The 12,684-nt window shown below is 53.0% G+C and carries 11 protein-coding genes and 2 pseudogenes; 9 read left to right on the plus strand and 4 right to left on the minus strand.

Translation table 11 applies throughout. The features are described 5' to 3' along the window. The first annotated feature begins 8 nt into the window (after positions 1–8). The 5 genes and pseudogenes from ACODS3_RS12150 to ACODS3_RS12170 all read left to right on the plus strand — a co-directional run bounded on the left by ACODS3_RS12150 (position 9) and on the right by ACODS3_RS12170 (position 5,666). Positions 9–920: pseudogene (locus ACODS3_RS12150) on the plus strand (AraC family transcriptional regulator). 39 nt (positions 921–959) lie between these two features. After that, a complete protein-coding gene (locus ACODS3_RS12155) occupies positions 960–1,457 on the plus strand; it encodes a heme-degrading domain-containing protein (protein WP_489034433.1) in 498 nt (165 codons plus the stop codon). 280 nt (positions 1,458–1,737) lie between these two features. Next, positions 1,738–2,244 carry a sigma-70 family RNA polymerase sigma factor gene (locus ACODS3_RS12160; protein WP_489034435.1) on the plus strand — a complete coding sequence of 169 codons (507 nt, stop codon included), beginning with the start codon at positions 1,738–1,740 and terminating at the stop codon, positions 2,242–2,244. Further along, complete coding sequence (locus ACODS3_RS12165; RefSeq protein WP_489034437.1) at positions 2,244–3,176, plus strand: FecR domain-containing protein; 933 nt, start codon at positions 2,244–2,246, stop codon at positions 3,174–3,176. Before ACODS3_RS12160 ends, ACODS3_RS12165 begins: the two co-directional genes overlap by 1 nt. Positions 3,177–3,251: 75 nt before the next feature. Continuing rightward, positions 3,252–5,666, plus strand: a complete 2,415-nt coding sequence (locus tag ACODS3_RS12170; RefSeq protein WP_489034439.1) for a TonB-dependent siderophore receptor — start codon at positions 3,252–3,254, stop codon at positions 5,664–5,666. A 74-nt stretch (positions 5,667–5,740) separates the two neighbouring features. On the opposite strand, the gene ACODS3_RS12175 is transcribed toward ACODS3_RS12170, so the two are convergent. Beyond that, complete coding sequence (locus ACODS3_RS12175; RefSeq protein ID WP_489034441.1) at positions 5,741–6,271, minus strand: hypothetical protein; 531 nt, start codon at positions 6,269–6,271, stop codon at positions 5,741–5,743. On the opposite strand from ACODS3_RS12175, the pseudogene ACODS3_RS12180 reads away from it, so the two are divergent. Beyond that, a pseudogene (locus ACODS3_RS12180) lies at positions 6,212–6,376 on the plus strand (IS5/IS1182 family transposase); the annotation flags it as partial. The gene ACODS3_RS12175 and the pseudogene ACODS3_RS12180 sit on opposite strands and share 60 nt — an antisense overlap. A gap of 76 nt (positions 6,377–6,452) precedes the next feature. Here ACODS3_RS12180 and ACODS3_RS12185 read toward each other — a convergent pair. After that, positions 6,453–6,959 carry a hypothetical protein gene (locus ACODS3_RS12185; RefSeq protein ID WP_489034443.1) on the minus strand — a complete coding sequence of 169 codons (507 nt, stop codon included), beginning with the start codon at positions 6,957–6,959 and terminating at the stop codon, positions 6,453–6,455. 1,110 nt (positions 6,960–8,069) lie between these two features. Here ACODS3_RS12185 and ACODS3_RS12190 point away from each other — a divergent pair. From ACODS3_RS12190 to ACODS3_RS12200, 3 genes are all read left to right on the plus strand, one after another. Next, on the plus strand, positions 8,070–8,405 hold the full coding sequence (locus tag ACODS3_RS12190) for a hypothetical protein (protein ID WP_489034445.1): 336 nt from the start codon (positions 8,070–8,072) through the stop codon (positions 8,403–8,405). A gap of 155 nt (positions 8,406–8,560) precedes the next feature. Further along, positions 8,561–8,995: a GNAT family N-acetyltransferase gene (locus tag ACODS3_RS12195; RefSeq protein WP_201018495.1), complete on the plus strand. Its 435-nt coding sequence runs from the start codon at positions 8,561–8,563 to the stop codon at positions 8,993–8,995. A gap of 330 nt (positions 8,996–9,325) precedes the next feature. Further along, a complete protein-coding gene (locus ACODS3_RS12200; protein ID WP_489034447.1) occupies positions 9,326–10,603 on the plus strand; it encodes a hypothetical protein in 1,278 nt (425 codons plus the stop codon). 655 nt (positions 10,604–11,258) lie between these two features. Here the strand turns inward: ACODS3_RS12200 and ACODS3_RS12205 are convergent. Then, positions 11,259–12,083, minus strand: a complete 825-nt coding sequence (locus tag ACODS3_RS12205; RefSeq protein WP_489034449.1) for a hypothetical protein — start codon at positions 12,081–12,083, stop codon at positions 11,259–11,261. Then, on the minus strand, positions 12,053–12,439 hold the full coding sequence (locus tag ACODS3_RS12210; protein ID WP_489034451.1) for a hypothetical protein: 387 nt from the start codon (positions 12,437–12,439) through the stop codon (positions 12,053–12,055). Before ACODS3_RS12210 ends, ACODS3_RS12205 begins: the two co-directional genes overlap by 31 nt. Between the last annotated feature and the right edge of the window lie 245 nt (positions 12,440–12,684).

The following is a 12,684-nucleotide window of genomic DNA, read 5'->3' on the forward strand; positions in this document are numbered from 1 at the left end:
GGAAAATCATGAATTCAGCTTTCAAAGATATTTGCACTGTCACTGGTAGTGCCCGCCTGGCTGAGCGAGTGGGACAAGTTCTTCGACAGGAAGGTGACCACTACAGCGCGATTCCAGGGCTCAGCTTTCATCGTCGTAACGCTGTAACAGAGCCACTGCACTGCATCTATGCGTTAGGGCTTGGCTTGACGCTGCAGGGCGGGAAGCAAGTCATGGTGGGAGAAGAGGTTCTGGCCTATGGCCCCGGTCAGTCGATGGTGACAAGCGTCGACATTCCCGTCATCGCAAATGTCACCCGTGCCAGTGCGTCCCAACCTTTCATCGGGATGATTCTGGCGCTGGACAGCACAATGGTTGTGCAGGTAGCAGAGTGATTGAAGTTATCTCAACGAATGAAAGATGAGGGGTTTCGTCCCGTCACCGTTCACGCGCTGGATACTCACATACTGGATGCGCTGGAGCGTCTGATCGCCTTGCTGGACGATCCGTGTTTGATAAACGCTCTCGCGCCGCTCATTGTCGAGGAAATAGTCGTGCGCCTGTTGAACGGCCCTCATAGCCTTCAATTGCTTCATATCGTAAGTGCCGGCTCACCCAGTCAACACATTGCCAGATGCTTGTCCTGGCTGAAGCTGAACTTCCGGCAACACCTCAAGGTCGATGAGCTGGCAGTGAGTGCCCATATGAGCCCTTCCACTTTCCGTCAGCATTTTCGGGCGGTTACGGGCATGAGCCCATTGCAGTATCAGAAGCAGCTCAGGCTTCAGGCAGCACGACAAATGATGTTGAGCCAGAATGTGGATGCCAGCAGCGCCGGTGGACTTGTCGGTTATGAAAGCTCCTCTCAATTCAGCCGCGAATACAGTCGCCTGTTTGGTGAACCTCCTCAGCGCGATATCAAGCGTATGCGGCTGCAGTAGAGCGCATTTACCACTTCTTAAGCGCAGGACTCAGAGTTTATGGACAGTGAGCAACAGGAAGATCTGCGGCGTATCGTCATTCAGGAACAACGCCTCCGGTTTAAAGCCTTCGACAAAGCGGCTGCATGGGAGCTTGGCCTCAGATTGAAGGCCCTGTGCGAAGAAGCTGGGGTAAACACTACGATTGAAATCAGACTTGCTCGCGAGACTGTGTTCTTTTATGCGATGCCCGAAACGGCCTCAAGTCATGCTGACTGGGCGCGCCGTAAACGGAATGTGGTGGAGTTGATGGGGCAGAGTTCCTATCGGGTGGGCCTGTCATTTGAAGACGGTCATTCGCTGGAAGCTTCCATGGGGCTTCCACCAGCCGATTATGCATGCCACGGCGGCAGCTTTCCCCTGCACGTCGAGGGTGTTGGATTCATTGGTGTCGTGACTGTGTCCGGCCTGCCTCAGAGGCAAGACCATGCGTTAGTCGTCAGGGCGCTGGCCGAGATGTGTGATGTTGAGCTGGCGGACGTGGCACTGACACCGTGATCGGAAATGTTGCGCTCAAGCAGCACAGCACCAGGACGGGTGGCTGGTTTAATGCCGATCAGTTCAGGCACAAACAAAACGTGTGGGAAGTCGCCAGCAAGCTGCCTCCCACAAAGTGACACATTCATCAGTGACTCACTTGGAGTCGTCAACAAACCCCATCTGCTCAGCGTATGTTGAGCGCTTGCTCCTGAGGGCCGGTCTGGATCAACGCTCCGGCCTTGCATTGATATGAGAATCATTATCAATTATTATCGCCGCTTCTTTCGGGAGGCAAGTCGTGGGCGAGGATCGTATAGGGCTTCTCTATGCAGAGCACAATAACTGGCTGACGGGCTGGCTTTATCGTCGTCTGGGTTGCACCAGCCAGGCAGCGGATCTGGCGCAGGATACTTTCCTGCGCATCCTCACTTCACAGCGTAGAACCGGCGAAACCCTGACCCTGGACCGTCCACGGGCCTATCTGGCGACGGTGGGCCAGCGGCTGGTTTGCGACTACTTCCGTCGCCAGTCGCTGGAGCGGGCCTATCTCGACATGCTCGCCACAATGCCCGAGGCTTTTGCCCTGTCGCCGGAAGAGCAATGGCAGATGCGCGAAACGCTGTTCCAGCTCGACGCCTTGCTTGACCGCTTGAAGCCCGTGGTACGTGCGGTGTTTCTACTGGCACAGATCGATGGCCTGACCTATGTGCAGATCGCCCGCGAGCTGGGCATTGGTGAGCGCACAGTCAAGCGCCATATGGCCACTGCCTTTGAAGCCTGCATCCTGAGCGATGTAGCGTTTTAATGTCCGCGCAGGCCCCGATCAGTCGTGACGTCGCACGTCAGGCCGCCCATTGGCTTGTGCTGATGCATGAGCAGCCACTGAGTCTGGCTCAACAGCAAGCTTGCGCGCGATGGCGCGCTATCGATCCCGAGCATGAGCGCGCCTGGCAGCGCGTGCAGCATGTGCAACAACAGCTCGGTGGTCTGCCGCCCGCGCTTGCCATGGGCACCCTCAATCGCGAACGACGTCAGGCCTTGAAGACGCTGCTGGTATTGGCTGCCATCGCACCCGCTGGCTACCTCGGCTACCGCTTTGGCACCGAGCAGGGCTGGATGGCTGACTATCGCACCCGCGTAGGCGAACGGCGGCAACTGACACTCGCGGACGGAAGTGTGGTCGACCTCAACACCGACAGTGCCATCGACGTGCAATTCGATGCCGGGCAGCGGCTGATCCGACTGGTGCGCGGGGAGATATTGATCAGCACCAGTGTCGATACCCGTCCCCTGCGTGTAGCCAGTGAACAAGGGCTCATGGAACCTTTGGGGACGCGCTTCAGTGTGCGCCAGCTCAGTGGCACCACACAGCTGGCGGTGCTGCAAGGCCGGGTTCGGGCAACGCCTGCGCGCACCGCGTCACAGGTTGTAGAGGCAGGCGAGCAAGTGTCTTTCAGCGCAGATGCCTTCGGCCCGTTACGTCCTGCCAGCGAACTGGCTACACGCTGGACGCAAGGCGAACTGGTGGCCGATAACTTGCCGCTGCGCGACTTCCTCCAGGAACTGACCCGCTATCGCCCAGGCCGGCTGCACTGTGATGAAAGTGCATCGGCCTTGCGTATCAGCGGTGGCTTCCAGCTCGACAACAGCGACGCCATTCTCGCCGCGCTGCCGACTACTCTCCCGGTGACAGTGAGTTATCGAACCCGTTATTGGGTGACGGTGAGCAAGGCATGATCTTTTTTTGGCCCGTTTTTTCACGGTGCCCGTCCTTAGTAGTGAATCTGTAATCACCAAAGGACATTTTGCTCCATGACCCATTCTCGTATCCTGCGCGCGGCCACACGCAACACGCTCGCACTGTCATTGCTGACCTTTGCTTTGGCCGCTCAGCCGCTGCGTGCCCAGGCAGACGGAGAGACCCGGCATTACAGCGTCCAGGCGGCGAGTCTGTCCCAGGCGCTGGCCGGTTTCAGTTCACAGGCGAAAATTACCGTGCAATTCGCCCCGGAGCTGGCTCAGGGGTTGAGTTCACCGGGGTTGGAGGGTGACTACAGCGCGGAGCAAGGCCTCGCCAGACTGCTGGCGGGTTCCGGGCTTGGGGCTGTGCAACTGGGCGATCGGGTGTATGGGTTGGTTAAAGTCAGTACCGAGGCCGGCACGCTGACGATGCCCAATGTCGATATCAACGCCCGCACCACGGCCGAAGGCTCTGAAGCCGCAGGCTATGTGAGCGAAAACATCAGCAATGTCGGCGCTCTGGGTGGCATGAAGCTACAGGACACGCCTTACTCCATGAGCGTGACCTCCCAGGCGCTGCTCAAGAACATGCAGGCCACCTCGACCGACGATGTGTTCAAGCGCAATCCCTTCGCCCAGCTTTACTCCCCGAAAACCGCCGGCTACGCCAGTGCTATCACCATTCGGGGTTTCGGCGGTTCTTCAAGCCTGAACATCGCCAACGACGGCCTGCGTTTCAGCACACTGGCCGATGGCGGCAACTTCATCGAAGACACCGAGCAACTGGAAGTGGTCACCGGCCTCACCGGTTTCCTGTATGGCCCGGCGTCTCCCGGCGGGTTGGCCAACTACGTGCTCAAACGGCCGACCTATGAGCGCTACAACAGCGTCACACTCGGCAATGCGGGTGGCGAAAACTACTACCTGCACGGCGACTTCGGTGGCCCGATCGATAGCGAAGGCAAATTCGCGTACCGACTCAACGTCCTGACTCAGGATGGCGAAACCGCAATCGACCTTCAAAAGCGTCGTCGGCAGATGGTCAGCCTGGCACTGGACTGGAACGTCAGCGACGACCTGCAGATCCAGTTCGACGCCTCTCACAAGGAAAGCCAGACCCGCGGCCTGACCAGCTATTGGTTCTTCGCCAACGAAGCGTATCGCCCAAGCGCTTCATCACTGGATACCGACAAGCTGTACAGCCAGAAATGGGCCTTCTCCGACAACCAGACCGACAAGGCAGGCGTGCGGGCCAAATGGCGCCTGAACGATACGTTCAGCCTGCGTGCAGCTTTTGCCGCACAGCAATACACCCAGGAATACACCTACACCGGCCCGCAGATCGATGCGCCAGGCGTGTATACACAGCCGCTGTATGCTTTTGCCCCTCTGGAAACCCGCGAGTACTCAGGCTATCTGTTTCTCGACTCGCAGTTCGCGACCGGCCCGCTGGATCACAAGTTGACGCTGGGCTATCAGGGCAATACCGCACGCACCCTGATGTACACCGACCATACCCCGAGTCAGCAACAAACCTCAGTGACCGGCACCGCCGTATCGCTCAGCCAGCAGCCGCAGGTGAGCAAGCCGGGTTATTCGATTGGTCATGGTGCCCAGCACCTCTCCAGTACCAGCGACACCCACAACCTGTTGATCGGCGACATCATCACATTCAACGAACAGTGGTCGACCATCCTCGGCGCAACCCACACCCAGATCATCGCCTACACCAACAACTTCGCCACAACGACCACCACGCCGCGCAAGACCGAATATGACAAAAGTCTGACCTCACCCAGCGTGTCGCTGATCTACAAGCCAGTGCCCTGGCTGACCACCTATGCCACCTACATCGAAGGTTTGCAAAGTGGCAGCGTCGCACCCGCCAACGCAATCAACGCCGGGACCGCCCTGGCGCCGCAGATCAGCGAACAATACGAAATCGGAGCCAAGGCCAGCCTCGGCGACACGCTGGTGACGCTGGCGCTGTTCAACATCGAAAAGCCCAACGCCTTCCGCAACACGGCTCGTCTTTACGTTGCAGATGGCCTTCAGGAGAACAATGGCCTGGAGTTCAGCGTGACCGGCAAGGTTACCCCGCAACTGACGCTTGTCAGCGGCCTTACCCTGCTTGACCCCGAAGTGAAAAAGAGCTCCACCTCGGCAAACGACGGCAACTCGCCCATCAACGTGGCCAAACAACTGGCCAAGGTCTATGCCGAATACGACATTGCCTCCGCACCAGGCTTTGCCGTGACCGGCGGCGCGTTCTACACCGGCAAGCAATACGCCGACGAAGCCAACAACTACACCTTGCCAGCCTTCACCACATTCGACGCCGGAGCCCGCTACCGCCTGCCGCTGGGCGACAACAGCCTGACCCTGCGAGCGAACGTGAGCAACCTGACGGACAAGAAGTATTGGCTCAATACCAGCTATCTGGGGGATCCGCGGACTGTGGCTTTTTCGGCGCAGTTGGAGTTTTGATAACCCTGCAATCACAGGTACATGACGCTGGCAGTGGTAGCTTCAAAGTATACGGCTGAGGCTACCTTGCTATGTCAATGCAGATCGCAACATATTGGAGGTTCTTTCCATCCATCAGGGAGTGGTGTGAGTATGCACCTGCCCAGTACCTGGCTTTTCGAGACAAGAATCTTGCTACCCAGCGGATAGGTTGAAGGTGCGTCAGAACTAACCTCGCACGTGCCGATATCTCCACCAGAGTAAGGAATGAGAAATACAACTTTGCCGTCCTGGAATGTTCGCGGCACGACATTTTCGACGCTGTACTCGTCGGGCGGCAGCAGGGCGTCAAGCAAAAAAAACAGTCCAATGGATGTTCCGAAAAATAGCATCGCATACGATGCCCACTTTCTTGCAACGCTTGGAAAGCTCACATGCATGTCCTGTTGGAAAATAACCGTCGCAAGAAGCCGACTGCCTGAAGTTTTAAGCCACTTTTGAAAGCTCAATAGTGGATTGCATGGATTAAACGGCTTTTCGTGTCGTTTTGCAGATGGCGAGGATAACACGCCGGACTGGAAGTTATTATGCAGATTATTGCCCGATACCACACTGCCAAGAAGCATGGCAAAAGTAGTGTCTTGTACAAAGCGATACGCAAAATCGAGAAGGCCAAGGCTCAGGTCTGCGTCAAGGTCGAGAATCTATTTCGGGTGATAAAACTTCAGTATACTCGAAAATATCCGGCTATTTCAGAGTGCTCTTAGTGGTTTTGGTTAAAATAGTCGGCTCTATAGATCTGGCCACTCAGCTGCGCTGGTATGTTTGACTTATCCAAATATGCTCCTTTGTAAAGGGGTTTCTATTGTTCATCAATTCAGTGGTGTTTCGTATTTTAGTTGTTGTGTCATGAATGTCATATTCAAGTGTCACGGATTTTTTGTTTAGGATCTGAATTTTATTAAGTGCTCTATTTACTGAGTCAAGTGAGTTTCCTTGGAACTGCTTGGCCTTGTCGCCTGCTTTTGTTCCTAATGCAGAAACTATATCAGGGGCTGTCCCAAGTTGGAACTTTCCTCTACTTATTGCTCCGGCAGCAACGCCTATTGCAGGACCAATAAAAGGTGCGGCACTGGATCCACTAGGGCCGCCAATTTTACTTAGTAATGCGTTTAGGTTGTTGTGCGCCTCTTCCTTCTCTATCTCTAATGCCGCGCGGCTTTCTTTTAGTATGTTCAATCGTGTCTTGAGCTCTGTAAGGCACCTAACATTCGATAAAGAGAAGTCACCGGAAGAAATGGAGTTTGACTGCATAAGTCCTCTTTGTATCTTGTGCGCTAAAAGTTAGGCGAGCTTACTATTTTATATGTATTTAAAAGTGCTTATTTTTTCAAGGATCCGCTGTATGTTTGTGAGTCTAGTACGGTTTAGGGGGGGGTGCAAGTGTTGGAATCAATAAATGCTTTTAAGCTGGCCGGCCTATTGCTTCCGAGCTGAGAAAATCACGAAACCACTATACGATGGGGCTGGATCCTCCACCCGGTCGACCATATATCGATGTACTGATTAGTGGTCCAGAACTGGCGAAAACCAAATTGGATCTACTGGGAGTACCAACCACCGTTTCCCTTAAGGCGGGCTATGCCTCAATAGGCAGTAAAACGTCTGTTGCAGGTTGGACGTAGCTATGCAATAGCTGTTGACCATATTTGCCAATCACCCACATAGTCATTGTCGTTGCTCGTATGCCCCCTGCGGCTATGATCAATTCAATTAGCGTAATATAGTAGAGGTTATCCTAGTGATAACTCGAAAACTCTACTGCTTATATTAATGTTGTACCCTACAGTGGAGCTAGGTTTTTTACGAAAAGTCGATGCGGGTAGAGTTTCTGCCATGATTGGCAGGAGGCCCGCATTGCAAATGTGTCATGAGCTTTCCGATGCATCGTGGAAATTGATCGAAGATCTGGTTTTTCTAGAGCAGAAAATAGGTCGCCTTCACAGTTGATCGTCTGGTTCTTCATAGAATCCTGTGAATCCTGTGAATTCTGTACTAGGGGCCAGTCTGGCGTAACCTGCCGGAGAGCTTTGGGCCTTGGTCGACGGTGTCGTTACTAGCGTGACTCCGGTACGTTTGCCGAATACTATGATAAACCCTGGCCAAGAGCTTCGTAGCCATGTTCACCTTGGCCTGTAGTCCACGTTGTATGCGGCAATATTTTTCGTACAAATCTAGTGCTTACCGATCAAATCCCGTCTGGATACGAGTCGTCAACTTTACTCAGGATGACGATATATACCCATGCGGGAACGGCCTGTGCTCGGGGAGCAGAGGTGTAAAAAATGTCAAAAGTTTGAGCCCTTCGGGTAAAGTGTCGCCGCCCGAAAATTGGATTCGGGTTATATATCATGGGGAAACATCGTGAAGTCCTTTAGTAAAGTCATCGCTGTTGCAGCATGTGGTCTGGTTCTGGCGGGTTGCACCGGCACAGCTATGAAGACTCAGCAATACGATAGCAACCAGTACACCGTCGTCGGTCACAGTGAAGCCAGCGCTACAGGCCTGATGCTTTTCGGCCTGATCCCTATTCGTCAGAACGACCGTTTTGTTCGCGCTCAAAACTCTGCAATTCAGGCGAAAGGTGGCGATGCGCTGATCAATACTCAAGTGCAGGAAAAGTGGTTCTGGGCCTGGGTTCTGAACGGCTACACCACTACCGTATCCGGCGACGTTATCAAGCTGAAAACTGCTAAATAATCAGCACTCGGTTTTAGAAAGCCCGGTTCGCCGGGCTTTTTTGTTTCTGGTGATTGGGGAGGGGGCTACGCTTCGATTACACGAATCGGCGCAGTAATTTCCAGGCGGCTTCTGCTAGTCTGCCGGGCCAGTCAGCTAACAAGGTGGCCCAATCAATGTTCAATATACGTGTCATGACCATGGACGATTACGACGCGGTCATCGACCTCATGAGGCGTACTCCAGGCATCTCCTTGCGTGATGCGGATTCTCGTGAATCGACCTCCAGATACTTAGAACGAAATCCCGGGATGAGCTTTGTTGCGGAAGTCGGAACCGTTCTTTGCGCTTGCATCATGTGTGGACACGATGGCCGCAGAGGGTATTTACAGCATCTGGTTGTTCTTCCTCAGTATCGGCGGCAAGGCATAGCAAATGCCTTGGTAGAGCGCTGTCTTTCGAGTCTTGAGAAACACGGAATACTTAAATGTCACCTCGACGTTTTCAAGACCAATTCAACAGCTGCCAACTATTGGCACAGCCAGGGTTGGCAGCTCAGGTCTGATATCGATCGGTATTCGTTTACCCGATCGGATAATGAGAACGTATGACTAATGCCGATCAGTCAAGGCACAAACAAAACGTGTGGGAGGCAGCTTGCTGGCGAAACGGTCTCAAAACCGGCAGATATTCTGCGTCTGTACACTGAATTGTAAGCCCAGGCGAGTGCCCGATCGACCGAACCTGGAGCTTCATGTCCTGCTATTTGGTTTTCGTAGCTAAGGCGCTGGCCCTATGTGGTTTCGCGTAAGATTGCGCTCCATGAGTTCTGAATACTGATTTGAAGATCCGGGGATTTGATGAGTGTTTTTGTTGGGCGAGTTACGCCACAGAGCCGTCTGCGGACTTGGGCTCGGTACGCCCCAGTAATTGAACAACATATGCGAGCTGCCGCGGAAGAAGCGAAGCACGATTATTTCGAGTTTTTGTACGTCCATCGGGATGATGTTCGACGCACAATTCAGTTGTCCGCGGGTGCCCACCCTATACCTAAGAATTTTGACGGAAGTCCCCAGATGGAAGGTGGGGCCTCGTTGGTTCTCTCGCAAGACACTACGTTTGGCCACATTGCGGCGATGATTTATCCATATGAGACATCTCGGAATTCTGCCCACCCAATTTTCTGGGGTTTCTTTGACGGTCCCGCAGATGTGGTCGCAGACAAATGGTTAGATGAAGTTGTGCACGATTTCGCACGGTGCTGCCGCGCTTCGAGCGCGGTGGATCAGACGGTCTACCACTCTGATCGATTCTGGAAGCGATGGCTGGAATTTCAAAGCAAGGTTTTGTTGTTGCGAGGGCGAACTCGCTGGTTCACGAAGCTAATCCGTGCGAAACCGACGTTGGGCAAACGCATTGTAAAAGGTATCTTGATTGCGGTAGGCGGATTAACCGCGGTACTTAATCTGCCAAGCATACTTGCGACATTGTCCGGGGTTTCAGTCCCAGCGTTATGGGATCGTTTGTACCCGCAGCCTCCAGCGTCTGACACGGTTTCGTTGGATTCCCGAGCCGTAGCAGCAGCGCCTCTGACCGATGCAGGCCGCAAAGTGGGGGCAACTGTTCAGCAGGCAAAGGTTGCTGCTGAGGCAAAGCCGAGCGTCACGATGCCTATCATTTCTGGGCGGTACACGTTCTGTCCCTCGGCGGCCGGCGAAAGCAATCCCAAACTTTTGGATTTTCTTTACGATGTTCGAGCTAATGCTGGCAAAATCGCGTTTTTTGATGTGCAAATAGACATCGACTGCGTGTTGAACAGCACTCCAGACCACAGGGCAATGTTTAATCGGGTGGAAGATGGCGACGACGTGCTCTACCTCATGCAGGTCCCCCTTCTAGATGATGGAGAGAGCGAGGTCGGAAAATGGATCAGCGGCACCCGGGATCATGCTGTCTTGCGCGAAATGTACAGTGACAATGGATCTGCGATTGCCATACATAGCGGTAATGACGACCGTAATCTGTTGTCACGTTTTCAGCCGCATGTGGAGGGGAGTGATGACGTCCTATTTGGTCCGTATGCGATCAAAGAGAGGTCCGAGGACGATGCGATCATGTTTGATCTGAACGCACCTTTTCTTGATGAGGTCTCTTCGCGACAGGCGACTGAAATATCAAAAAAAATCCGTAATTCACGCCGTCTTCCATTACCGCAGTAGTCCCTCAGGCGTGGAATGCAAGCGCATCGCAATGACCAACATTGAATTTTCTGTTTTTAGGGTAAGATGCGTCTCTGCCTCCGAGGTAGTGCTCTGAAGCATTCAGCAACGGGCACTATCAACAGATGCGCACTTCGATCTCAGCGCCTCTTGCGACCACGTTTGCGTCTCGCACACCTCATGACCTTCTCAACAGCGCGATTTGCGATCTCGCGCTGTTGACTAAACGACCCTTGGTCAAAAGACGGCGCCAAAGGTGGCGCGGCTAGTAGCAGTGACGGCGACAACATGGCGACTCGTAATGCATTAACGTCCTTGGACGCTTTGAAGCTCTCTATATACGAAGACTGCCTACGCTCGACTCAAACTGCGTGAAAATCAGCTCGTATGCGAATGCGACGGCGGGTCCTGGGTTCAGTGATACCCGCCCTAAACATAGTGAAGGCTACCTCGCAGCTACTAGGACTATCCAGCAACCACCTCCACCAATATAACCGTGATCCGCCGGAGGTGCTTTCCGATGATTATTCAACGTTACAGATTCAAACGGCCCTTGAATGGAAATTAATTGATGCCCTTGCAAAGACATGGCACCTGCCCACTCTGTGGCTTCAGCTTTGCTTGAATGAACAGTAATCGATATATTTGACATGGACTAGGCCTCCGTGACAAGGCTGGCCAGTTCTTCCAAGCGAGATGGAAAAACTGTACTAAGGGACGCTTTAAAATCCTCTTCGCTTTTTCCAGCAAATGTCATTATCTGATCCTTAGAGGATGAATGCATTGAGCTTTTTTTCAAGAGATTGTCGAGCTTGGTTTTGTCAACCTTTCCGTCAATGATGACGTTTTTTGCAATTTTATTAACGCTCTTGATCTGCCTAGAGACAATTTCTCTTTGGCTTTCGTCCGGTGCAATTGCGTTCGGATTGATGAGTGGCGATACTTCTTTATTAGTCAGGTTCTGCGCTGCGATACCGGTCGCGATGAACTGAGCAACCTTGGCACCCGCCCCTGAAGAGTCGAGGCCAAAACTGGCCATTACCGAATATGAATCTTTGGCTTCCCCTTTATTTAAGCTAGCGGTGTAGAGATTCCCGCCTACGTTGGCTACGGAGTCGCATAATAGGTTATTGCCATTTGAAACTGCATTCGTTGCTGTAGCCTTGGTTGATACGCAAACGTGCGTCCCACCCGTTGAACCGTCTGTCACTGCTTCGCAGTGGAGTTTGGTTGCTATCTTGACGCAGAAATGCGTCGGTTTACCCCACCCCCCGGACGCCAAGGGAAGCAAAATGGCCTCTCGACGCTTGTAGCCTAGCGTAAATGAGGGTTGCCCCGTCGGTTCTGCAGACACGTCCAATGCCACCTTTGTGTCTGTCACAAATAACAATTTATCGTTACCCACCGTGTGACAGGCGGTAAGAGCGCCTGTCACCAAGCAAAAAAATCCTATAGCCAGTCCTGTTCTTGAATAATGCATAGTTCATCTCCTTGAAGTCCCTCCAATAACTGTCGGGCTTGTTCCATCTGCTCTGCTGAGTGAATGAAGAACATCATCCTGCAATCCATGGAGACATGGACTGTATTCTCTTTTGCGTAACCCACAGTCAATGCATCGTCCAGACGAACACCCCACATCTGAACAGCGCTGTTTACCATGATTTTTTTTGAGGTTTCTTGTGCAGCACTGGACAGTTTTACAAGTCCAAAATAATAGCGCGGCGTGTCTATCGGAGCATCCGTATCCACTACGCTGCACCCCGACATAAATATAAAAAGAATACTTAGAAATGCAGCAGTCTTAAGGCTTGCACTTTTTGTAAAACCCCGTTCCATGGAGTACCGCCTCTCAACAATCGATAAACATTGAAATTAGGGGCGACGGCTTCGTTCAATGTCGAGCTGAGCGATAGCCAGAAAGATGATGAAGGGGGTGAGTGATAAACCGCACGAATCAGATTTATGACACCTTCCTTGCATCGTCATTATATTATTCAGCAAGCAGTTGCACTGAAACGAAACGAAAGTAACGCTTATCGGAGTCTGCAAGCTTTATAGAGCAACACAAGGCTCTGTTTTGT

This window comes from Pseudomonas sp. FG43, from assembly GCF_057809175.1.

Bases quoted from the DNA above. Each gene is read 5' to 3' on its own strand.
- ACODS3_RS12155 (WP_489034433.1), top strand. From the start codon at position 960: ATGGACAGTGAGCAACAGGAAGATCTGCGGCGTATCGTCATTCAGGAA.
- ACODS3_RS12165 (WP_489034437.1), top strand. From the start codon at position 2,244: ATGTCCGCGCAGGCCCCGATCAGTCGTGACGTCGCACGTCAGGCCGCC.
- ACODS3_RS12170 (WP_489034439.1), top strand. From the start codon at position 3,252: ATGACCCATTCTCGTATCCTGCGCGCGGCCACACGCAACACGCTCGCA.
- ACODS3_RS12175 (WP_489034441.1), bottom strand. From the start codon at position 6,271: ATGCTTCTTGGCAGTGTGGTATCGGGCAATAATCTGCATAATAACTTC.
- ACODS3_RS12185 (WP_489034443.1), bottom strand. From the start codon at position 6,959: ATGCAGTCAAACTCCATTTCTTCCGGTGACTTCTCTTTATCGAATGTT.
- ACODS3_RS12195 (WP_201018495.1), top strand. From the start codon at position 8,561: ATGTTCAATATACGTGTCATGACCATGGACGATTACGACGCGGTCATC.
- ACODS3_RS12200 (WP_489034447.1), top strand. From the start codon at position 9,326: ATGCGAGCTGCCGCGGAAGAAGCGAAGCACGATTATTTCGAGTTTTTG.
- ACODS3_RS12205 (WP_489034449.1), bottom strand. From the start codon at position 12,083: ATGCATTATTCAAGAACAGGACTGGCTATAGGATTTTTTTGCTTGGTG.
- ACODS3_RS12210 (WP_489034451.1), bottom strand. From the start codon at position 12,439: ATGGAACGGGGTTTTACAAAAAGTGCAAGCCTTAAGACTGCTGCATTT.